A 22,010-nucleotide genomic window follows, 5' to 3' on the forward strand; every position below is an offset into this window, starting at 1 on the left:
ACAGCTCGGGTTCTACTATGCAAAAACGCCATTCAAAATGCAATGCTTTTTTTCATCTTCTCAAAAGATAAATCAACACCACTAAATGGAAATTATTTTCATTCATTAAAAAGCGATAAAAATTATATTTTTTCTAAATAAATGACAAAATCGTCAATTTTTGTTTAAAATAACATTCAAATAATCATGAAATTATATAGATACAATTATCCACTCATATAAAATTAGATAAGATTTAAAATAAACAACATTTATTTATATTTAATTTAATCATTAAGGCGTTTATATAAATATAATGTTTGATATATTTACACAAACCCTTATTCAATCTAAGATGAATTTTACCTATATAACGAAATAACAAAGTGCGGTGTAAAATCGCTTGTTTTTCCCACTTTGTTAGCTAAAACGATTTTACTTTTACTCTATTTGCAGGAAGACAACTTATGACAACGCTATATGATCGCAGTGAAGTGCGTGAAAACTGCGGTTTTGGGCTGATCGCCAATATTGACGGCGTGCAGAGCCACAAAGTCGTACGTAATGCCATTTTAGGCTTATCTCGGATGCAACATCGTGGAGCGATTTTATCAGACGGTAAAACTGGCGATGGTTGCGGTTTATCTATTCAAATGCCAGAAACCTTTTTTCGCCATATCGCCGATGAGAATGGCTTTTCCTTAGCCAAAAATTTTGCGGTGGGTCAGATTTTTTTACCGCAAGATGAGAAATTAATAGCCGAATTTATTGAGATTATTAATCAAGAACTGACCGAAGAAACCTTAGGCATTGCCTATTGGCGTGATGTGCCAACCAATCCATCGGTTTTAGGCTCAATCGCTCTTGCAGATATGCCAGCGATCAAACAGGTGTTTATTAATGCACCGAGCGGTTGGCGAAATCAAGACTTGCAACGCCGTTTATTTGTGGCTCGTCGTCGTATTGAAAAACGTATCAGCCATGATGATTTTTATATTTGTAGTTTTTCTAATCAAACTGTGATTTATAAAGGTTTGTGTATGCCGAAAGATTTGCCGAAATTCTATACAGATTTAGCCGATCTACGCATGCAATCTGCGATTTGTTTATTCCACCAACGTTTTTCCACCAATACCCAACCCCGTTGGAAATTAGCTCAACCATTCCGCTATTTAGCCCATAATGGTGAGATTAATACCATTTCAGGCAACCGAGCTTGGGCGAGAGCAAGGGGTTATAAATATCGCACGCCGTTAATTCCAGATTTACAAACTGCTGCACCGTTCGTCAATGAAAGTGGCTCGGATTCTAGCTCGTTGGATAATATGCTGGAGCTGTTTGTGTGTGGCGGTATGGATTTATTCCGTGCCATGCGTTTATTAGTACCGCCTGCGTGGCAACATAACCCTGACATGGACGATAATCTGCGAGCTTTTTATGATTTTAACTCTATACACATGGAACCTTGGGACGGTCCTGCTGGAATTGTGCTGTCTGACGGTCGTTATGCTGCTTGTAACCTAGACCGTAATGGTTTACGCCCAGCTCGTTATGTGATCACCGAAGATCGCTTAATTACTATCGCATCAGAAATCGGTATTTGGGATTATGCACCTGATGAAGTGGTAGAAAAAGGACGGGTTGGACCGGGGCAATTATTAGTGATTGATACCAAAAAAGGGCGTTTAGTGCATTCCGATGAAATTGATAATGAAGTTCGCTCCAGACACCCTTATCGCCAATGGCTAGATAAAAACGTCAAACGCTTAGTACCATTTGATCAAGTAGATGATAGCCAAATTGGTGCGACAACGTTAAGCGAACAAGAGTTATTGGTGTATCAAAAACAATTCTTATACGATAACGAAGAAATTGAGAATATCATTCGTGTACTGGGTGAGAACGGACAAGAAGCGGTCGGTTCGATGGGTGATGATACGCCATTTGCGGTGCTATCTGAACGTCCACGAGTAATTTTTGATTATTTCCGTCAATATTTTGCACAGGTAACAAACCCACCGATTGACCCATTACGTGAAGCTCATGTGATGTCATTAAACACGAGTATCGGACGTGAAATGAGCGTGTTCTTTGAAGCGGAAGGAATGAGCCATCGAGTCAGTTTTAAATCACCGATTTTGGTCTATTCCGATATGCAACAAATTTTGGATTTGCCACAACAATATTATAAACACCAAATTTTAGACGCAACCTATAACCCCGATGAAATGAGCTTAAAACAAGCCATTGAAAATCTGTGTGAAGAAGCCAAAAGTGCGGTGCAAAATGGTGCAGTTTTATTAACCGTATCCGATCGCAATATTAGTAAATTCTATCAACCGATTCCAACTGCCTTGTCAGTAGGGGCATTACAAAATCAATTAGTGTCTGCCAATTTACGTTGTGATACCAATATTTTAGTCGAAACTGCCGAAGCTCGCAGTCCGCATCATTTTGCGGTGTTACTTGGTTTAGGGGCAACTGCTATTTATCCGTATCTTGCCTATGAAACCTTAGGGCAAATGGTGAAAACAGGTTCAATCAAAAAATCCTTACGTCAAGTGACGGCAAATTTCCGTTATGGCATTGATAAAGGCTTGTACAAAATTATGTCAAAAATGGGGATTTCCACCATTTCATCTTATCGTTGTGCCAGATTATTTGAGTTAGTGGGTATGAGTTCAGAAATTACTGATCTTTGTTTCCCTGGGATTACTAGTCGAATTGAGGGTGCCAGCTTTGCGGATTTTGACCAGCAACTTAGTCAATTACGCAAACGGGCATGGCGACCAAGTCAAGATTTGGATATGGGCGGATTCTTGAAATTCAAACCGCAAGGGGAATATCACGCCTATAACCCAGATGTGGTGATGAACTTGCAAAAAGCCGTCAATAGCGGTGATTATGAGCAATACAAAGCCTATCGTGATGCCGTGAATCATCGTCCTGTGGCGACCATTCGTGATATGTTAAAGCTCAAAACAGACCCCAATAATGCGATTGATGTTGCACAAGTTGAGCCAGCGGAAAATCTATATAAACGCTTTGACAGTGCCGCCATGTCTATCGGTGCATTAAGTCCAGAAGCACACGAAGCCTTAGCCACGGCAATGAACCGTTTAGGTGGTTATTCAAATTCAGGTGAGGGCGGTGAAGATCCGAAACGCTATGGCACGGAAAAAGTGTCTAAAATCAAACAGGTCGCCTCTGGTCGCTTTGGGGTAACGCCTGCTTATTTAATGAGTGCGGAAGTGATTCAAATTAAAGTGGCACAAGGAGCAAAACCCGGTGAGGGCGGTCAATTACCAGGAGATAAAGTGACCCCTTATATTGCACAATTACGCTATGCGGTGCCGGGGTCAACCTTGATTTCACCACCACCGCACCATGATATTTATTCCATTGAAGATTTAGCTCAATTAATTTTCGATCTCAAACAAATTAACCCGAAAGCGTTAATTTCGGTGAAATTAGTGTCTTTACCAGGTGTGGGAACGATTGCCACTGGCGTCGCCAAAGCCTATGCCGATCTGATCACCATTGCAGGTTATGACGGTGGTACTGGGGCAAGTCCATTATCCAGCGTGAAATACGCAGGTTCGCCGTGGGAATTAGGTTTAGCTGAAGCACAACAGGCGTTAGTGGAAAATAATTTGCGTCATAAAGTGCGGTTGCAAGTGGATGGCGGTTTAAAAACTGGTTTAGATATTGTCAAAGCCGCTATTTTAGGGGCAGAAAGTTTTGGTTTCGGTACAGGTCCAATGGTGGCATTAGGTTGTAAATACTTGCGTATTTGTCACTTAAATAACTGTGCCACTGGTATTGCGACCCAAGACGAAACCTTACGCAGTAAACATTATACTGGCTTGCCAGAAAAAGCCATGAATTACTTTAAATTTATTGCACAAGATGTGCGTGAGATTTTAGCCCAATTAGGCGTAGAAAAACTCACCGACTTAATCGGTCGCACCGATTTATTGGAAATTATTGATGGTCATACGGGTAAACAACGTGGTTTAGATTTAACTAAATTACTCTATTCGCCACAAGTGCCAGCTGGCAGTGCAAGATATTGTACGCAACACAATCCACCATTTGACAAAGGTTTGTTAAACAAAGCGATTGTAGAACAAGCGCAAGAGGCGTTAGAAAGTGGCTTGAATAGTGAAATGAATTTTGACGTGAGCAACCTAGATCGTTCTATTGGAGCAACGCTTTCTGGTATTTTGGCAGCACGTTACGGCAATCGTGGTAATCCATTGCAAGAATTTAATATTAATTTAACGGGTACCGCTGGACAAAGTTTAGGGGTATGGCTAGCAGGTGGCGTGAATCTGACCTTAACAGGTGATACTAACGACTACGTGGGTAAAGGTATGGCTGGCGGTCGTATAGTGATCAAACCGCACGCAGGTGTTTCATTCAAGGCGGAAGATGCCACCATTGCGGGCAACACTTGTTTATATGGTGCCACTGGCGGTGAATTATTTGCCTCAGGACGTGCTGGCGAACGTTTTGCGGTGCGTAATTCTGGTGCATCCGCCGTAGTGGAAGGTATCGGCGATAACGGTTGTGAATATATGACTGGCGGTATCGTCACCGTGTTAGGCAAAACGGGGATTAACTTTGGTGCTGGCATGACGGGTGGATTCGCTTATGTGCTTGATACAGATGGCGGTTTTAAACAACGGCTTAACCCTGAATTAGTAGAGGGTTTAAGCATTGTGGATTTACCAACTCATCAAGAGCATTTACGTGGCTTAATTTCTCGCCATGTGGAATTAACCCATAGTGGTATTGGTGAACGTATTTTGGCTAACTGGGAACAATATGTTTCGCAATTTGTGTTAATTAAACCGAAAGCCAATGATGTCAATGGGTTATTAGGGCATAAACGCCGTACCGTGAATGAATTAGGTGCGTTAGCTCAGTAATAAAAATTTGTGGGATTTTCACCGCACTTTATTTAAGCCAAAGTGCGGTGGAAAAAGAAAAAGTTTTTAAAGATTTGAAGGAATAAACTATGGGTCGTGGAAACGTCTATCAATTTATCGACTTGCAACGTGTGGATCCACCGAAAATTCCACTTAACGTAAGAAAAACCGAGTTTGTGGAAATTTACAATGTATTTAGCGATACACAGGCACAATCTCAAGCGGATCGCTGTTTGGAGTGTGGCAATCCTTATTGTCAAAACAAATGTCCGTTACATAATAATATTCCGAACTGGCTACGTTTAGCCCATGAGGGACGTATTATTGAAGCGGCAGAATTAGCTCATTCCACCAACAGTTTGCCAGAAGTCTGTGGTCGTGTTTGTCCACAAGATCGCTTATGCGAGGGGTCATGTACCTTAAATGACGGATTTGGTGCCGTCACCATTGGTAATGTGGAAAAATATATCACTGAAAAGGCCTTTGAAATGGGCTGGAAACCAACTATTAATGCCGTTCCAACGGGTAAAAAAGTGGCTATTATCGGTGCTGGACCTGCTGGCTTAGGTTGTGCCGATGTATTACTTCGTAACGGTGTAGAAGTCAGTATTTACGAACGCCAACAAGAAATTGGGGGCTTGCTCACCTTTGGTATTCCTGCATTCAAACTGGAAAAAAGCGTGATGACACGTCGCCGTGAGCTATTTACCGAATTAGGCGTAAAATTCCACTTAGGAGTAGAAATTGGCAAAGATATCACACTAGACGAACTGGTCGCACAGTATGATGCAGTATTCTTAGGTGTCGGTACCTATCAAGGCATGAAAGCAGATATTCCCAATGAAAATGCCACTGGCGTTTATTCCGCCTTACCATTTCTCATCGGCAATACGCAACATTTACTCGGCTTTGATGCCCCTGATTTTGTGAATATGCAGGGTAAACGTGTGGTGGTACTGGGTGGCGGTGATACTGCTATGGACTGCGTGCGTACTTCGGTTAGACAAGGTGCGGTGGAAGTCACCTGTGTTTATCGCCGTGACGCTGCCAATATGCCTGGTTCGAAAAAAGAATATCATAACGCGAAAGAAGAGGGTGTTGATTTTGAATTTAACGCTCAACCGGTAGAAATCGAAGCCGATCCACTGGAAATTCAAACCGACGCCTCTGGCAAAGTGACTGGCATTAAAATTGTCCGCACCCAAATGGGCGAACCTGACAACAACGGCCGTCGCCGTGCGGAAGTCATTCCAAACAGTGAAGAAGTGGTGGCATGTGATGCGGTGGTTGTGGCATTCGGTTTCGCCCCCCATGCCATGCCATGGCTTGATACGGTGGGTGTGGAAGTGGATCAACGTGGCCGTATTAAAGCCAACGGCGAACTCACCCAACAAACCGCTAACCCAAAAATCTTCGCCGGTGGCGACATTACCCGAGGATCGGACTTAGTGGTAACCGCCATTGCCGAGGGACGCCGTGCCGCAGAGGGAATAATGGAGTATTTGGAGGTATAAGCGCGAAATATAGCGTATTTTTCCTCAGATTTGCTCAATCCCGCACACCTGTGCGGGATTTATTTTTGTGTTTTTTTCGTCTAATTGCTAGCACATTGCCAAAAAGTTCCCGCAAAAAATGTGATCTAGCTCACATTTTTGAAAAAAACTTTCTTAATTCTCTTTATTTCTGAATTTTTACTTTAATAAAAAATGATAGATTAAATTTATTCCTTATAAATCATTGTGTTATAAAAACCAAAAAAGAGAAAAATAAAAACTTTCTTTCAAATTTGTGATCTAGATCTCATTTTTAACCACAATATGCGTTAGCATAACGCATTGATTTATATATAAATCCGCTTTTTTAGCTAAAATCTCACCGCATTGACATAAAAAAATAATTCATTTAAATTTCACATCAAGAAGTAAAACTTCAAAAGCAAAGCAATTTGCTAAACTCTAGTCGAAAATGATCGATTTGTTACTTAACCAAAATAAGGAAACATTATTATGAAAAAAACACTTATCGCTCTAGCCGTCGCAGCCTTAGCTTCTAGCGCTGCAAATGCAACTGTGGTTTATCAACAAGATGGCACAAAAATTGATATTGATGGACGTGTTTCATTACAAATCCGTAATGATACCGGCAAACGTTCCGATTTAGTAGATAAAGGCTCTCGTTTACGTGTTCGTGCATATCAAGATATCGCAAATGGTTTTCAAGCCTTAGCTAACTATGAGTTACGTTTCACTTCAAAAGACATTGGTGATAGTATTCATTCTAAACGTATGTTCGGTGGGATTTCACATCCTGACATCGGTACATTGACATTCGGTCGTCAATTATTGACTGGTGATGCTATCGGTGTTGCTGACTTCACTTATGAACGTAGTTCAATCACCAAAATGGTAGACCAAGCAAACAAAGCCATTCACTTTGAATCTGCAGTTTGGGGCGGTTTCCATTTCAGTGCAGACTATGTATTTGGTGATGCTGCGAAAGAAAGAACTTCTTATAAAGATGATGATGGTAATACAATCAAGAAAAAAGGTTATTCTGCAGATGATGGACGCACCTATCAAGTTGGTGCTTATTACAATGGTAAATTCGGTGATTTTGGTTTAGATATTGAAGCTGGTTACAGTGAAGCCTTGAATGGTAATTATGCCGATGATGAGTATAAAACAAAAGCAGGTGGTGCTGGTATCCGTGTTTCCTATGATAAATTCGCTTTAGGTTTTGACTGGGCAGGTATCAAAGCTGACAGAACAGGAAATGACATTAACAACAAAAATGCCTTTACTAAATTCCGTGTAGGTAATATCACACACGAAAAATTAAATCAATATGAAATCGGTTTGAAATATCAAATCACACCACAAAATAAAGTTTATGCTGAATACTTATTTGGTACAGGTAAAAATCCTAAGCTAACTAATACTGAAGATACTAAATTCCGTGGTTGGTTCTTAGGTGCAGACCATCAATTCAACAAAAACGTTGTGGTTTATGTTGAAGGTGGTTCATTCAAAACCAAACAATCTGGAAAAGAAATTGAGAAAAATAAAGAAATTGCTTTAGGTGCTCGAGTCTTCTTCTAGTTTTACCCCTATACACTAATGTTTTTATTTTGCCCCATTATTTAATGGGGCTTTTTTGTGAATATGAAACGATCCTAAACAAAAAGTGCGGTGAAAAAATAAAAGATTTTTCACCGCACTATTTATGTCACTATCTGTGAGGGTAATGCCCCCCACACCGGCGTATGGGGTTAAGCATGGCCATGCCACGCTGTGGCTAGAGAGTGTAGCGGGAAATATCAATTCATCAACTTTTTAACTTCGTCAACAGGCAAGCCCAAAACTTCCGAAATTAATTGAACGTCAAGGCCACGAGCAAGCATATTTCGGGCCCCATCTTTTAGTCCCTCTAACCGCCCTTGTTGTAATCCTTGTTCTAATCCTTGTTGTAATCCTTGCCGTATTCCTCTTGTTTCTGCAGAGGTAAGCAAGGAATATTCATCCCATTTGCGTTTTAAACTGACGTCGTACATTTATCTTCCTCCTTTAACATAGTGGCCTGTCAATACAGGCCACTTTGAAACAAAATTAATGCTGTAACTTTCGAACATCTTCTATGGGTAAGTTCAAATACTGAGAAATGGTCGCCACATCAACCCCAAGGTTAAGCATATTTCTAGCGCTTTCCTTAAGCGTATCCAAACGCCCTTGATGTAATCCTTGTTCTAATCCTTGCCGTATTCCTCTTGTTTCTGCAGAGGTAAGCAAGGAATACTCATCCCATTTGCGTTTTAAACTCACATCGTACATGTTTTTTTCCTCTTTATTGAGTCTGGTATATTCAGCAATGCTAAATAACTTTTCGAAGATTGGTTTACGTAAATAAGGCTAAAAACACAGTATTTTTAGCCCTATTTGAAACCACATCAATTCATCAAACTCTTAATTTCATCTACAGATAAACCCAAAACTTCCGAAATTAATTGAACATCAAACCCACGATTAAGCATATTTCTAGCGTTTTCTTTAAGTGTATTCAAACGCCCTTGCTGTAATCCTTGTGCTATCCCCTCTTTTTTGGCAGTTGTAAGTATGGCATATTCATCCCATTTGCGTTTTAAACTCACATCGTACATATCTTTTTCCTCTTTATTGAGTCTGGTATATTCAGCAATGCTAAATAACTTTTCGAAGATTGGTTTGCGTAAATAGGGCGAGAGTTTGTCTAATTTTGCCATATTTTTTAATACAAATAACCAACGTTCTAAGTCAGTGGTTAACTGCTCTTCAGGTTTGTTGAAATTTAGCAATTCTAGATAAATAAAGCCCAGTTTATCATAAAAAATTTCGCCTGTCTTTCGATGGCATAGGCAAATATCGTGCAGATAATCGGGTTTATCGGAAAAGTGAAAACCGTCCATTATGGCGATCACATAGACTTCAGTAATATCATAGCCCCAGTCACTGCGATGACCTTTTGGGGCTTGGTCACTGATAAGTTTGGCGCCATAATAAATAGTACGTTGTTTAAACAGTTCTTGATGGCGTCGTTGTACTTCGATAATAAATTGGCTATCGTCATCGGCGGTACAAGTCAGGTCAAAAATAACGGTACCTTGTTCGGGGATGTCGCCTGAGTGTTCATTTTTGTTATACACCAAATCCTTGATCACTTTGCGGCCTTGAAATAGCTCATTGAGAAATGACATTAATAAATCTTTGTTGGTTTCTCGCCCAAAAATGCGTTTAAAGCCGTAGTCAGTGGTGAGATCGATATAGCGTGAATGTTGTTGCATGTGGATACCTTATTTTGTTAATCAGGTATCCAGTGTAGGTTGAATATGCGGAAAATAACAAGAAATGATGATCAGTTTTGGAATGAAGATCACAAAAATAGGTTTTATTATGCTTAAAACCGACTATTTTGCTCTATTGAATATCTTTATCAAGAAGTACGCTTTACAAAGTAAAAGCAGTTGATTTTATGTATTGAAAACATTACAATATACTATACAAAGGAGTATAAATGAATGTAATAAAACAAACTGATAATTTTAAAAAATGGTTTAAATCCATGAAAGATCCCATTGCAAAAATTTTAGTCACCAAACGGATTGAAAGAGCAATATCTGGGAACTTTGGCGATCATAAATTGATTAATGATGGTGTGTATGAAATGCGTATTGATACAGGGAAAGGCTATCGAATTTACTATGCCAAAGCTGGAAATATTGTTTACATATTGCTTAATGGTGGGGATAAATCAACACAGCAATCGGATATTGAAAAAGCAAAAACAATCTGGACAGAAATTAAAACCGGTAAATTAATAATATAGAGGATAACTTAAATGACAGTTGAACATATTGATATTTCTCCCGAAATGATTGAAAAATATGGTATTACAGATTTTGATGTGGCAGAATACTTAGATAGCGATGAACTCATTGCTTTATATCTTTCTGAAACCTTAAAAACAGGCAATGATGAAGAATTTATACAAGCACTAAATACAGTCGCAAGAGCAAAGGGAATGAATGAATTAGCCAAAAAAGCGGGGATTGGCAGAGAGAGTTTATATCAAACCTTATCTTCCAGTAAACCTCGCTTTGAAACGGTGAGAAAAATTCTTGCTGCTTTAAATATTGAACTGATTCCAACCGTGAAAGCAGCGTAATACCACATCAAGACATTGCTTGATATAACATATATAACCCCATACGCCAGTATGGGGAAATATCACTTCCCAATACAAAACGAACTAAAAATATTCCCCAATAAATCATCTGAAGTAAATTGGCCCGTGATTTCGCTTAAATGAGTTTGCACAAGGCGGAGTTCTTCGGCCAGTAATTCACCGGCGTAGAATTGTGTCAGTTGAATATGACCTTGTTGTAAATGTTCGGCTGCTTTTTCTAGGGCCTCTAAATGACGGCGACGGGCTAAGAATCCGCCCTCGGTACTGGTTTGGTAGCCCATGGCTTGTTTTAAATGTTCACGCAGTAAATCAATGCCTTGTTGATTGCGGGCAGAAAGGCGAATGACCGTATAGCCGTTTTCTTCGCTTAAACCAGTGATTTCACCGCTTAAATCGGTTTTATTGCGAATTAAGGTCACGGGAATATTGGGCGGTAATTTCTGTAAAAATGCCGACCGCACTTTGTCGAGATCTGTCTGTTCGGTGCTATCTAACATCAAAAGAATACGGTCAGCCTGTTCCATTTCGGTCCAAGCTCGGTGAATCCCGATACGTTCCACTTCATCCGTGGCGTCACGTAACCCCGCCGTATCAATAATATGTAATGGCATGCCGTCAATATGAATATGCTCTCGTAATACATCTCTTGTGGTGCCGGCAATATCGGTCACAATCGCTGCCTCACGGCCTGCTAAGGCATTGAGCAAACTGGATTTACCCGCATTAGGACGCCCTGCGATCACCACTTTCATGCCCTCACGTAAAATCGATCCTTGCTTGGCCTCGGCTCGCACGTCGGCGAGTTGTGCAATGATTGCATTGAGTTTGTTCTCAATTTTGCCGTCGGCTAGAAAATCAATTTCTTCATCAGGAAAATCAATGGCGGCCTCGACGTAAGTACGTAGATAGATCACGTCATCCACTAATTGATTCACCTTATTGGAAAATTCCCCTTGTAGGGATTTTAAAGCGGAACGTGCAGCTTGTTCCGAAGTGGCATCAATGAGATCCGCAATGGCCTCGGCTTGGGCGAGATCGAGTTTATCGTTTAAAAAGGCTTGTTCAGAAAATTCCCCTGGGCGAGCTAAACGTACACCAGACACTTGTAAAATCCGTTTCAGCAAGAGATCCAACACGACTTGCCCACCATGGCCTTGCAGTTCCAAGACATCTTCACCCGTAAAGGAATTCGGGGATTGGAAAAATAAGGCAATGCCCTGATCTAATACCGTGCCGTCCTCGTCTTTAAAAGGCAGATAATTGGCGTAGCGAGCTTTGAGCGTTTTGCCCAACACGGCTTGCGCCACATTCATGGCTAAGGGACCGGATATACGCAAAATCCCTACGCCACCACGCCCAATGGGGGTAGCCTGAGCGACAATGGTGTCTTTAAGTGCGGTGTTTTTTAGATTATTTTCAGTGGTCATGCTCTTTTCCCTAAAATAAAAGGTATCTCTCGATACCTTTTATCGTCATTTCAATACGGATTACTTACGAGAATGTAACCCTTTTTTCTCTAATCCACGATAAATCAACTGTTGTTGTACAATGGTGATCAAGTTTGATACTAACCAATATAACACCAAGCCTGATGGGAACCAGAGGAAGAATACGGTGAAGATCACTGGCATAAAGGTCATTACTTTTTGCTGCATTGGATCGGCCACAGGGGTTGGCGACATTTTTTGCAATAGGAACATAGAGGCGCCCATTAACAATGGCAAAATGTAATAGGGATCTTGTGCCGATAAGTCTTGAATCCAACCGAAGAATGGTGCATGGCGGAGTTCTACCGCCTCCATAAAGGTCCAGTATAAGGCAATGAAAATTGGCATTTGTACAAGAATCGGTAAGCAACCGCCCATTGGGTTTACTTTTTCTTCTTTATACAATTTCATCATTTCTTGGCTCATACGTTGACGATCGTCGCCAAAACGCTCACGCATTTCTTGCATTTTCGGTTGCAACATACGCATTTTTGCCATGGAGGTGTATTGTGCTTTGGTAAGCGGATATAACAAGCCTTTTACAATAAGGGTTACGCACATAATGGCCACGCCCCAGTTCACCACAATACTTTGAATAAAGGTGAGTAATTTGAACAATGGTTTGGCAATAAACCATGCCCAACCGTAGTCTACGGTTAAGTCAAGGTGGTTTGCTACGTCGCCCATTTTATTTTGTAATTTTGGACCGGTCCAAAGTTTGCTCGTAATGGTATTGCTTTCGCCTGCTGGGATAGTGACCACTGGACCACGGTAGCCAATAAAGCCCATGCCATTATTAGTGCTGGTGTAAAGTTGATTATCCGCATCTTGATTTGGGACCCAAGCGGAGACGAAGTAATGTTGTAACACAGCAACCCAACCCGCTTTGGTGTTAATCGCAAGGTTGTTTTTACCCATTTCTTCAAAGCTGTATTTTTTATAGTTAGTTTCAGAAGAAGAATAAGCGCCGCCAGTATACGTTGGCATGGCCATATTGCCTGAATTTTCCACTAAGGTGTGTTTTAACTGCCCGTAAGGTTGTACTTCAATCGCACTATCGCTGTTATTTTGAATGTCATAATTCACTTCTACATCATATTCGCCACGTTTTAATACGAATACTTTACGATAAATCACGCCATTTTGCTCAAAGGTTAATGGTACACGCAATTCATTTTGCCCCTCGGCTAAAGTGAAGTTATCCCCCGCCACTTGGTAAGCTGCACGGCCCGCTGCACTGTCAATACCATTTTTCCCCACTAAGCCACTTTGTGCGACATAGGTTTTGTTGGCATTATTTTCTAACAACACTAAACGATCTTGGCTATTTAATTCAGCAGCATAATCCAATAGGCTACTGGCCACCACATCACCGCCCAGCGTATCCACTTTTAAGCTGAATACGTCATTGGTTAAGGTGATCACACGACCTTGAGCGGCCACATCCACCGTAGAAGATGAGGCAGTGGCACTGCTAGGCGTATCATGAGATACGGCAGAAACGGTGGTTTGTTGGGCCACGGGTTTAGGTGCTTTGTCGATTTCCCATTGTTGGTAAACAAGGAACGAAATAAACAATAGAGCAAGGGCTAATAAGCTACGACTAGAATTCATCAGTTGTTCTCTTTATGGTTATTGTTATCATTTTTTGGTGGAACAGGATCGAATCCACCAGCATGTAAAGGATGACATTTTAATATACGTTTGAGCGTAAGCCAACCCCCTTTTGCAGCGCCGTGCGTTTTTATTGCCTCAATGCCATAGCAAGAACAGGTTGGCACAAAACGACAACGGGGTCCCAACAGCGGACTGATCACGATTTGATAAACACGAATCAGTTTGATGAGAATTTTTTCGCCAAACGAATGTGACGCTGCCATAATTTATCCAAAGTGTGGGTTAAGGTTGGATTATCCAATTTGCCAATGCCTGCTTTAGCCACAATCACAAAATCATAATCTGGTAAGCTATGTTGCAACAAACGAAAACTTTCACGGCTTAAACGTTTAATCCGATTACGATCATGGGCACGTTTCAAATGTTTTTTTGGCACAGCCAGACCTAAACGGGGATGTTGTAAGCTATTTTTGCGAGCAAGAATGGTGATTTCAGGTGCAGAGGCACGTAGCGGCTCTTGAAAGACGTATTTGAAATGTTCGGGAGTTAACAAACGTAACTCCCTAGAAAAGTTTAGCTTAATCACGCAATAGCGTCAGAATTAAGCTGATAAACTTTTACGACCTTTAGCACGACGACGGGCTAAAACTTGACGGCCGTTTTTCGTTGCCATACGTGAACGGAAACCGTGCGTACGACTACGTTTTAATACAGAAGGTTGAAATGTACGTTTCATATTAAAATTTACCTAAATCAAAAATGGTTATTGATCGCTTTATTCACAAATGCGTAGCAAAAGCGAACAAAACACAAATTACTTGAAAACAAGGTTGTTCAAAGTTATCTAAAATAAGGAACGAGATTTTACTCATAAAATCAGCGTTCGTCAAATGGAAATCAAGTCACGCTTGGTTAAAGTTGCATCCATTGTCGGTTTTATTTCTGCAACCACTTGATTTCTCGCTATAAAAAGCCCCTAAAAAAGAGTAGGCAAATTATACGGATTTTCATAAAAATCTCAAGCAATTTTTTTGATCCTTTTATGAAGATCTTTGTGCGTTTTTATTGTAGAATTAAGCTAATTTGAACCGCACTTTTCCGCTAGCATCTTAGCATTAGAATATAATTAACTGATATTAAAACAAAAATGAAAACCGACTTATCCACTTTATGGCCACAATGCCTTTTGCAATTACAGGATCAAATTTCCTCCAATGACTTTAATATGTGGTTGCGTCCGTTGCAAGCGGATATCAATCAGGATAATTCCGTCACTTTATATGCCTCCAATGTGTTTATTAAAAATTGGGTGGAAAGCCATTATATGGAAAAAATTATCCCGCTTATGCAACAGTTAAGCCAAAATGCGCAGTTAGTGGTGAAATTACAAGAGGGTTCACGCCCGACACCTAAATCGCAGACGGCGAATACCCATGGTTCGGCACAAAGTGCGGTGGAAAATGCCGGTGTTTCTGAACAAGGCGGTTTTCGTTCGAATTTAAATCCGCATTATGTATTTGAAAATTTTGTTGGCGGTAAATCCAATCAATTAGCCCGTTCAGCGGGTTTAAAGGTGTCCAAACAGCCGGGGGATTCCTTAACCAATCCATTATTTTTATACGGCAGTACAGGCTTGGGCAAAACCCACTTATTGCACGCTATCGGTAATGCTATTTTGGCGGATAACCCTAATACTCGCATTGTGTATATCCATTCCGAGCGCTATGTGCAAGAAATGGTAAAAGCCTTAAAAACGGAACGTTTAGAACAATTTAAGAAATTTTACCGCTCTTTAGATGTATTATTAATTGATGATATTCAATTTTTCGCAGGCAAAAGCGGCACGCAAGAAGAATTTTTCCACACCTTTAACTCTTTATTTGAGGGCGGTCGACAAATTATTTTAACCTCTGATCGCTTACCAAAAGGCATTGAGAACTTTACCGAACGCTTAACTTCTCGCTTTGGTGTCGGACTGACCTTACAAATTCAACCGCCGGAATTGGAAACCCGTATTGCGATTTTGCTGAAAAAAGCCGAGGAGAAAAAACTTAATTTACCCGAAGAAGTGGCATTTTTTATTGCGGAAAGATTACGCACCAATGTGCGTGATTTAGAGGGCGCCTTAAACCGAGTGCAAGCCTATGCCGAATTTACTGGCAAACCGATTACACGTGATTTTGCCGAAGAAACCTTAAAAGATATTTTGGCATTGCAAGAAAAATTGGTCACCATTGAAAATATTCAAAAAGTGGTGGCGGAATATTACCGCATTAAAGTGTCGGATTTAAAATCCAAGAATCGTGCACGTTCGGTCGCTCGACCACGCCAATTAGCCATGGCGTTAGCCAAAGAATTAACCAACCGAAGTTTGCCAGAAATCGGCAAAGCCTTTGGTGATCGGGATCACACAACCGTATTACATGCCTGTCGTAAAACCGTTGAATTACGGGAAACCGACAGCAATATTGAAGAAGATTGGGTCAATTTAAACCGCACGTTATCGGCCTAAAAAAGGGAGAATCACTATGCAACTGATTATTTCACGAGAAGAGTTATTAAAACCATTGCAACAAGTTTGTGGTGTGTTAAGCAATCGCCCGAATATTCCGGTGTTGAACAATGTGTTACTGCAAATTAACGACAACCGCCTCACCATTACGGGGACGGATCTTGAAGTGGAGCTGTCCACGCAAGCGGTTCTACAACATCAGGCGGAGGGCGATTTCACCATTCCCGCCCGAAAATTCTTAGACATTTGTCGCAGTTTGCCAGAGGGTGCAACCATTACCGTGGATTTTGAAGAAGATCGTGCGTTAGTCCGTTCTGGGCGCAGTAAATTTAATTTAACCACTTTCCCCGCAGAGGAATACCCGAATTTAACCAACTGGCAATCGGAAGTGGAATTTACCGTGACCCAAAGCATTGTGCGTCGTTTAATTGATGCCACCCAATTTTCCATGGCGAACAATGACGCCCGTTATGCCTTAAACGGCATGAAATTGGAAACCGAGGGCAATTTGTTGCGCACCGTGTCTACCGACGGCCACCGTTTAGCGGTTTGCACCATTCCATTGGAGCAAGAACTGCAAAATCATGCGGTGATTGTGCCACGTAAAGGTGTGCAAGAGTTGGCAAAATTACTCGAACCGAATAGCGAAGAACCCGCTCATTTGCAAATTGGCACCAATAATTTACGGGTACAATTAGGCAATGTGATCTTCACCACCAAATTAATTGATGGCCGTTTCCCTGATTACCGCCGTGTGTTGCCACGCAATGCGGATCGCATTTTAGAGGGCGATTGGGAAACCTTAAAACAGTCTTTTGTGCGTGCCGCCATTTTGTCGACAGAACGGGTTCGCACTGTGCGCTTACAACTAAGCGAAAATCAATTACGCATTTTGGCCTCCAATCCAGAACACGAAGAAGTGGAAGAAATCTTAGATGTGTCCTATCAAAGCGAAGAGATGGAAGTGGGATTCAATGCGAGCTATATTTTAGACGTATTGAATGCGTTGAAATGTAAACGGGTGCGCATGCGGTTAATTGATGCCTCATCAAGCTGTTTAATTGAAGATTGCGAAAACAGCCAAGCAGAATACGTGATTATGCCAATGCGGCTGTAAAAATGCCGGAAAAATAGACCGCACTTTATGGCTATCTCTCGTCTGATTATTGAAAACTTTCGTAATTTTAGCGCCGTGGATCTGGAATTTGACCACGGCTTTAACTTTTTGATCGGCAATAATGGCAGCGGTAAAACTAACTTATTAGAAAGCCTGTTTTATTTAGGGCATGGTCGTTCGTTCAAAAGCAATGTCACCACACGCATTATCCGCTATGATCAACCGCATTTCACCTTACACGGGCGCATTCAAGAACAGCAACATCAATGGTCGGTAGGGTTACAAAAGCAGCGCAAAGAGGGCAATACCATTGTCAAAATTAACGGCGAGGACGGCAATAAAATTGCCGATCTGGCCCATTTATTGCCCATGCAAATTATCACGCCCGAGGGATTAACCCTGTTAAATGGTGGGCCAAGTTATCGCCGAGCGTTTTTAGATTGGGGCTTGTTCCACCACCAAGCAAGTTTTCATGCAGCTTGGTCAGCCTTAAATCGGTTACTGAAACAACGCAATGCAGCGTTGCAACAAACCTACAATTATCAAGCCTTAAAAATTTGGGACATTGAACTATCAAAACTTGCCCATCAAGTGACCCAATGGCGAGCCGAATACGCCCAAGCCTTAACCCCCGCCATTGAACAAACTTGCCAATTATTTCTGCCAGAATTGGACATTCAACTGAGTTTTCATCAAGGTTGGGAAAAAGACAAGGATTATGCTGAGACATTAAGCGAGAATTTTGCCCGAGATAAGCAAATCGGTTACACCGTTTCCGGCCCGCAAAAAGCGGATTTTCGTTTCAAAGCAAACAGCTTGCCGGTGGAAGATGTGCTTTCTCGTGGCCAACTGAAATTATTGATGTGTGCCTTGCGATTGGCGCAAGGCGAGCATTTAATGCAACAGAAAAACCGCCATTGTATTTTCCTGATTGATGATTTCGCCTCGGAACTGGACGAAATTAAGCGATCCTTATTAGCGCAACGCTTACAACAAAGCCAATCACAAGTGTTTATCACCGCCATCACCGCCGATCAACTGGCTCAAATGCAAGTAGAAAAATACCGCAGTTTTGGGGTGAATGAGGGGAACATCCGTCTGTTAAACGCCTAAACTGCGGTGATTTTTTTCCTCTTTTTTCGCTATTCTTCCCGTTGCAAAATCTGCTGAATTTCCACCATGGTTTCTTGATCGTGTTCCAAGGTAATTTTGACCATTTCTTTATTTTGGAATTTATGTTTAAAGCTCGGATCGTAAACTTCGGCCATTAAACGAGTACGGTGGCGATCACGGTGGTAATAGCAATCGCTGATTTCTCGGGCTTTTTCTTCCTCCACACCCAATTCTTCTAGCGCATAACGGCCGATACGCACGGCGGAATCAAAGACTTCACGGATTTGGCGATCAGCGCCTTGTTGATAGAGTTCATACACATGGAAGAGGTCATTCGCTCGAGCCAAAATGCGAATCGTCGGGTTCATTTTGCGTGCCAATTCCACCACGTGTGAGGCTTTTTCTCGATTGCCCGAGGTCACAATCAACATTTCCGCATTCTCAACGCCAGCATGGTGCAAAATCTCGGGGCGTTCGGCATTGCCATAATAGGCCTTAATGCCCAATTTTCGCATGCCAGAAATAATTTCTTCATCACGATCAATCACGGTGACCGCATAGCCTGACATGGTTAACATGCTGTTGACCACTTGCCCGACTCGACCGAATCCGACCAAAATAATCGGGTGTTTTTCATCAATCTGATCATGCTCCCGTTCTTCTTGCGAACCGATAAAGCGAGGCTCTATATATTTCTTATGCAACAAAATCAATAGCGGACTGAGCACCATAGACAACACCACAATGGCCACGCCATTGGCCTGTTGCTCTGGGGTGATAACATGTTGGTTGGCGGCAGCAGCAAACACGACGAAAGCAAATTCACCGCCTAAGGCCATAATAAAAGCACGTTCCAACGCCACCGCATTGCTACTTCGGGTGAAACGTGCAGCGAGATAAATACCTAGGCCGTTCACGGACATCAAGGCGACCACACTCAATAAAATAAAGCCAAAATTATGCAACACCAAATCTAAATCTAACGACATGCCGACGCCCAAGAAGAACAGCCCTAATAATAGGCCACGAAAAGGTTCAATATCGGCTTCAAGTTGATGGCGAAAACTGGAGTTAGATAATAACACGCCTGCAATAAAAGCACCCATGGCAGCAGACAGTCCACTGGCCTCCATTAATAGGGCGGCGCCTAACACCACAAGCAAGGCAGCAGCCGTCATCATTTCACGTAATTTGGTGCGAGCGAGAATGCGGAATAAAGGGTTCAACAGCCACACACCAGCGACCACTAACATGGTAAGAGAACCCGTACCAATCGCCAGATTTTCCCACAGTGGCTTGCTGACGTGTTTATCAATAGGGGATAAAAATGCCACAATCGCTAGGATTGGCACAATTAAGAGATCTTCAAACAACAAAATGGAAATCATTTTCTGGCCACTTTGGCTGCTCATTTGGCCACGTTCGGCGAGAACCTGCATAATGATTGCGGTGGAATTCAGCACAAACCCTGCGCCAATCACAAAGGCGGTTTGCCAAGCGAAATCTAATAAGTAAATTCCCACCAACATCAGCAACGCCCCACACAGGCTGACTTGTAACGTCCCTAAGCAAAAGATTTGGCGGCGCAAGCCCCAGAGATGGGAGGGTTTCATTTCTAAGCCGATAATAAACAGGAACATCACCACGCCCAGTTCTGCTACGTGAATAATCGAATTAGGATCGCTAAATAACTGTAAACCAAAGGGGCCTATCGCCAGCCCTGCGGCCAAATAACCGAGTACAGAGCCTAATCCTAGCCGTTTAAATAAAGGCACCGCCAACACAGCTGCGCTCAATAACACCACGACCTGAACTAATTGATTGGCACTTTCTGCTGCCGCCATCATTTCCCCCATCATCAATTATATAAAAAAGCCGAGCATAATAGCGCTCGCTTAACATCACTACGGACTATCATACAAAAAAGTGCGGTGAAATTCACCGCACTTTTCGATCTTTTTGGCGTTTTTGCCGAAAATCGGTTTATTTTTGGCTACATACCGCAATAAAATTCAGTTTCTTTTCTGGATCGTTAAACACTTTGAACATTTTTTTAAAGGTTTCCCGATTTTCTGACTTCATGGCATTCGACACAATGCGTAATGCCCCCAATAAGCCCTCATCATGAATCATGCCTTTCGGGGATAACAAACTCATGTCACCATGGAAACTGTCCACATTGCGGAAACCGCTGTCTTTAAATAACTGCGTCCAATCCTCACGGGTCAGCGGTGTGACAGTAATATTAATCGCCTCTCGCAACTGCTTAATAACAGGTTCGGCCTCGGTAGTCGTCAGCATGACATCATGGGTTAATAAAAATCCATTTGGTTTAAGCACACGAAAATATTCTTCTACCGCTTTCATTTTCGCTTGCACTGGCAACATGGTGAGCATGGCCTCATTAATCACAATATCAAAGGTATTATCTTCAAAAGGTAACTTCATAGCATTGGCACGTTGCACGTGGATTTTATCCTGTAAGCCATTGGCCTCAATATTCTTTTGAGCTTTTTCCAAGGCCACTTCGTCTAAATCCACGCCCTCAATCTGACAACCAAATTGTTTGGCCAATCCAATAGCGGTGGTCCCCATATTACAAGCCACTTCAAGCACTTTTTTATTCGCATCAAAATCGCCATTGGCAATCAACCAATCGGTGGCTTTCTTGCCACCTGGGCGCAGGCGGGTTTTACCTAAACGTGCTAAGAAATTATGTCCAACTTCGTCTTTTTTCATGTGAAGATCCTCAATTAAAATACTTGACTTAATATATCAGATTTTAGCCGATTATCCATAAAAAAATGCGGTGAAAAACACCGCACTTTAAACCTTCTTAAATCACTGTATGTGTTCACCATACACCACAATGGTTTTACCATGGGCGGTAATCAAATGTTCATCTTCTAACATTTTCAAAATACGGCCCACCGTTTCTCGGGAACAACCCACCATTTGTCCGATTTCTTGGCGGGTAATTTTAATCTGCATGCCCTCGGGGTGCGTCATGGCCTCGGGCATTTTGGCGAGATTTAACAGGGTTTGTGCAATGCGGCCGGTCACGTCTAAGAATGCTAAATTTTTCACTTGTTGTGAGGTGGTTCTCAAACGTTTGGCCAATTGTCCGGCTAAAATCATCAAGACTTCCGGATTGACTTGCACTAACTGACGGAATTTTTTATAAGAAATTTCTGCCACTTCGCAGGTGGTTTTAGCTCTAATCCAAGCAGAACGGACTTCATCTTCTTTAAATAATCCTGCCTCACCAAAAAAATCCCCTGAGCTTAAATAGGTCAATAACATTTCTTTGCCGTCTTCATCTTTCGTTGATACTGAGGCGGATCCCCGAATCAAATAATATAAGGTTTCGGCTTTTTCTCCCGCATAAATCATGGTGGTTTTCATTGAATATTTATGAATATGGCAATGAGAAACGAACCACTCTACCGTGGGATCGAGTCGATGTGTAATTTTCTTTTCTTGTTGGGGTTCAACTGGCTGTACTACTTGTTCTGACATAAATAACCTCTTTGTCC

At 41.7% G+C, this 22,010-nt stretch carries 19 protein-coding genes; 8 read left to right on the forward strand and 11 right to left on the reverse strand.

Annotated features, from left to right (window positions below; genetic code table 11):
* The first annotated feature begins 446 nt into the window (after positions 1-446).
* The 3 genes from gltB to ACTG7X_RS02275 all read left to right on the forward strand — a co-directional run bounded on the left by gltB (position 447) and on the right by ACTG7X_RS02275 (position 8,011).
* Positions 447-4,913 (forward strand): glutamate synthase large subunit, encoded by a 4,467-nt coding sequence (gene gltB, locus ACTG7X_RS02265; RefSeq protein WP_439256924.1) that lies wholly within the window; start codon positions 447-449, stop codon positions 4,911-4,913.
* An 89-nt stretch (positions 4,914-5,002) separates the two neighbouring features.
* Complete coding sequence (locus ACTG7X_RS02270) at positions 5,003-6,427, forward strand: FAD-dependent oxidoreductase (RefSeq protein WP_439256925.1); 1,425 nt, start codon at positions 5,003-5,005, stop codon at positions 6,425-6,427.
* Positions 6,428-6,919: 492 nt separating this feature from the next.
* Positions 6,920-8,011, forward strand: a complete 1,092-nt coding sequence (locus ACTG7X_RS02275) for a porin (RefSeq protein WP_439256926.1) — start codon at positions 6,920-6,922, stop codon at positions 8,009-8,011.
* Between the two features lie 218 nt (positions 8,012-8,229).
* On the opposite strand, the gene ACTG7X_RS02280 is transcribed toward ACTG7X_RS02275, so the two are convergent.
* The 3 genes from ACTG7X_RS02280 to ACTG7X_RS02290 form a co-directional block, all read right to left on the reverse strand.
* The gene (locus ACTG7X_RS02280; RefSeq protein WP_439256927.1) at positions 8,230-8,463 is read right to left on the reverse strand and encodes a hypothetical protein; all 234 of its coding nucleotides are present in this window, start codon (positions 8,461-8,463) and stop codon (positions 8,230-8,232) included.
* A 55-nt stretch (positions 8,464-8,518) separates the two neighbouring features.
* The gene (locus ACTG7X_RS02285) at positions 8,519-8,740 is read right to left on the reverse strand and encodes a hypothetical protein (protein WP_439256928.1); all 222 of its coding nucleotides are present in this window, start codon (positions 8,738-8,740) and stop codon (positions 8,519-8,521) included.
* A gap of 116 nt (positions 8,741-8,856) precedes the next feature.
* Positions 8,857-9,726, reverse strand: a complete 870-nt coding sequence (locus ACTG7X_RS02290; RefSeq protein ID WP_439256929.1) for an Rpn family recombination-promoting nuclease/putative transposase — start codon at positions 9,724-9,726, stop codon at positions 8,857-8,859.
* Positions 9,727-9,956: 230 nt separating this feature from the next.
* Here ACTG7X_RS02290 and ACTG7X_RS02295 point away from each other — a divergent pair, with 230 nt between their 5' ends.
* Positions 9,957-10,268 (forward strand): type II toxin-antitoxin system RelE/ParE family toxin, encoded by a 312-nt coding sequence (locus ACTG7X_RS02295; protein WP_439256930.1) that lies wholly within the window; start codon positions 9,957-9,959, stop codon positions 10,266-10,268.
* A gap of 12 nt (positions 10,269-10,280) precedes the next feature.
* Complete coding sequence (locus ACTG7X_RS02300; RefSeq protein ID WP_439256931.1) at positions 10,281-10,607, forward strand: addiction module antidote protein; 327 nt, start codon at positions 10,281-10,283, stop codon at positions 10,605-10,607.
* A gap of 62 nt (positions 10,608-10,669) precedes the next feature.
* Here ACTG7X_RS02300 and mnmE read toward each other — a convergent pair whose 3' ends face one another.
* The 5 genes from mnmE to rpmH are packed head-to-tail and all read right to left on the reverse strand — an operon-like array spanning position 10,670 to position 14,468.
* A complete protein-coding gene (mnmE, locus tag ACTG7X_RS02305; RefSeq protein ID WP_439256932.1) occupies positions 10,670-12,055 on the reverse strand; it encodes a tRNA uridine-5-carboxymethylaminomethyl(34) synthesis GTPase MnmE in 1,386 nt (461 codons plus the stop codon).
* Positions 12,056-12,115: 60 nt separating this feature from the next.
* The gene (gene yidC, locus ACTG7X_RS02310; protein WP_439256933.1) at positions 12,116-13,729 is read right to left on the reverse strand and encodes a membrane protein insertase YidC; all 1,614 of its coding nucleotides are present in this window, start codon (positions 13,727-13,729) and stop codon (positions 12,116-12,118) included.
* Positions 13,729-13,995, reverse strand: a complete 267-nt coding sequence (yidD, locus tag ACTG7X_RS02315; RefSeq protein WP_439256934.1) for a membrane protein insertion efficiency factor YidD — start codon at positions 13,993-13,995, stop codon at positions 13,729-13,731. Before yidD ends, yidC begins: the two co-directional genes overlap by 1 nt.
* Positions 13,950-14,318, reverse strand: coding sequence for a ribonuclease P protein component (gene rnpA, locus ACTG7X_RS02320; protein WP_439242831.1), 369 nt, complete (start codon positions 14,316-14,318; stop codon positions 13,950-13,952). The genes yidD and rnpA overlap by 46 nt, the downstream gene beginning before the upstream one ends.
* Positions 14,319-14,333: 15 nt before the next feature.
* Entirely contained in the window at positions 14,334-14,468 is a 135-nt protein-coding gene (gene rpmH, locus ACTG7X_RS02325; protein ID WP_439242829.1) for a 50S ribosomal protein L34, read from the reverse strand.
* A gap of 411 nt (positions 14,469-14,879) precedes the next feature.
* On the opposite strand from rpmH, the gene dnaA reads away from it, so the two are divergent.
* From dnaA to recF, 3 genes are read left to right on the forward strand one after another with little or no spacing between them, the layout of a single operon-like run.
* Positions 14,880-16,244 carry a chromosomal replication initiator protein DnaA gene (dnaA, locus tag ACTG7X_RS02330; protein WP_439256935.1) on the forward strand — a complete coding sequence of 455 codons (1,365 nt, stop codon included), beginning with the start codon at positions 14,880-14,882 and terminating at the stop codon, positions 16,242-16,244.
* Between the two features lie 16 nt (positions 16,245-16,260).
* Positions 16,261-17,361: a DNA polymerase III subunit beta gene (dnaN, locus tag ACTG7X_RS02335; RefSeq protein WP_439256936.1), complete on the forward strand. Its 1,101-nt coding sequence runs from the start codon at positions 16,261-16,263 to the stop codon at positions 17,359-17,361.
* A gap of 27 nt (positions 17,362-17,388) precedes the next feature.
* Entirely contained in the window at positions 17,389-18,474 is a 1,086-nt protein-coding gene (gene recF, locus ACTG7X_RS02340) for a DNA replication/repair protein RecF (protein ID WP_439256937.1), read from the forward strand.
* Between the two features lie 29 nt (positions 18,475-18,503).
* Here the strand turns inward: recF and ACTG7X_RS02345 are convergent, their stop codons facing one another.
* From ACTG7X_RS02345 to crp, 3 genes are all read right to left on the reverse strand, one after another.
* On the reverse strand, positions 18,504-20,318 hold the full coding sequence (locus ACTG7X_RS02345; protein WP_439256938.1) for a monovalent cation:proton antiporter-2 (CPA2) family protein: 1,815 nt from the start codon (positions 20,316-20,318) through the stop codon (positions 18,504-18,506).
* 139 nt (positions 20,319-20,457) lie between these two features.
* Entirely contained in the window at positions 20,458-21,213 is a 756-nt protein-coding gene (locus ACTG7X_RS02350; RefSeq protein ID WP_439242819.1) for a class I SAM-dependent methyltransferase, read from the reverse strand.
* A 102-nt stretch (positions 21,214-21,315) separates the two neighbouring features.
* The gene (gene crp / locus ACTG7X_RS02355; RefSeq protein ID WP_439256939.1) at positions 21,316-21,993 is read right to left on the reverse strand and encodes a cAMP-activated global transcriptional regulator CRP; all 678 of its coding nucleotides are present in this window, start codon (positions 21,991-21,993) and stop codon (positions 21,316-21,318) included.
* Positions 21,994-22,010 lie beyond the last annotated feature (17 nt).

Origin of the sequence: Lonepinella sp. BR2271 (assembly GCF_051851515.1) — a bacterium.
Lineage (GTDB): Bacteria > Pseudomonadota > Gammaproteobacteria > Enterobacterales > Pasteurellaceae > Lonepinella.

Coding starts and splice junctions, on each gene's coding strand:
- gltB (WP_439256924.1), top strand. CDS start 447: ATGACAACGCTATATGATCGCAGTGAAGTGCGTGAAAACTGCGGTTTT.
- ACTG7X_RS02270 (WP_439256925.1), top strand. CDS start 5,003: ATGGGTCGTGGAAACGTCTATCAATTTATCGACTTGCAACGTGTGGAT.
- ACTG7X_RS02275 (WP_439256926.1), top strand. CDS start 6,920: ATGAAAAAAACACTTATCGCTCTAGCCGTCGCAGCCTTAGCTTCTAGC.
- ACTG7X_RS02280 (WP_439256927.1), bottom strand. CDS start 8,463: ATGTACGACGTCAGTTTAAAACGCAAATGGGATGAATATTCCTTGCTT.
- ACTG7X_RS02285 (WP_439256928.1), bottom strand. CDS start 8,740: ATGTACGATGTGAGTTTAAAACGCAAATGGGATGAGTATTCCTTGCTT.
- ACTG7X_RS02290 (WP_439256929.1), bottom strand. CDS start 9,726: ATGCAACAACATTCACGCTATATCGATCTCACCACTGACTACGGCTTT.
- ACTG7X_RS02295 (WP_439256930.1), top strand. CDS start 9,957: ATGAATGTAATAAAACAAACTGATAATTTTAAAAAATGGTTTAAATCC.
- ACTG7X_RS02300 (WP_439256931.1), top strand. CDS start 10,281: ATGACAGTTGAACATATTGATATTTCTCCCGAAATGATTGAAAAATAT.
- mnmE (WP_439256932.1), bottom strand. CDS start 12,055: ATGACCACTGAAAATAATCTAAAAAACACCGCACTTAAAGACACCATT.
- yidC (WP_439256933.1), bottom strand. CDS start 13,729: ATGAATTCTAGTCGTAGCTTATTAGCCCTTGCTCTATTGTTTATTTCG.
- yidD (WP_439256934.1), bottom strand. CDS start 13,995: ATGGCAGCGTCACATTCGTTTGGCGAAAAAATTCTCATCAAACTGATT.
- rpmH (WP_439242829.1), bottom strand. CDS start 14,468: ATGAAACGTACATTTCAACCTTCTGTATTAAAACGTAGTCGTACGCAC.
- dnaA (WP_439256935.1), top strand. CDS start 14,880: ATGAAAACCGACTTATCCACTTTATGGCCACAATGCCTTTTGCAATTA.
- dnaN (WP_439256936.1), top strand. CDS start 16,261: ATGCAACTGATTATTTCACGAGAAGAGTTATTAAAACCATTGCAACAA.
- recF (WP_439256937.1), top strand. CDS start 17,389: ATGGCTATCTCTCGTCTGATTATTGAAAACTTTCGTAATTTTAGCGCC.
- ACTG7X_RS02345 (WP_439256938.1), bottom strand. CDS start 20,318: ATGGCGGCAGCAGAAAGTGCCAATCAATTAGTTCAGGTCGTGGTGTTA.
- ACTG7X_RS02350 (WP_439242819.1), bottom strand. CDS start 21,213: ATGAAAAAAGACGAAGTTGGACATAATTTCTTAGCACGTTTAGGTAAA.
- crp (WP_439256939.1), bottom strand. CDS start 21,993: ATGTCAGAACAAGTAGTACAGCCAGTTGAACCCCAACAAGAAAAGAAA.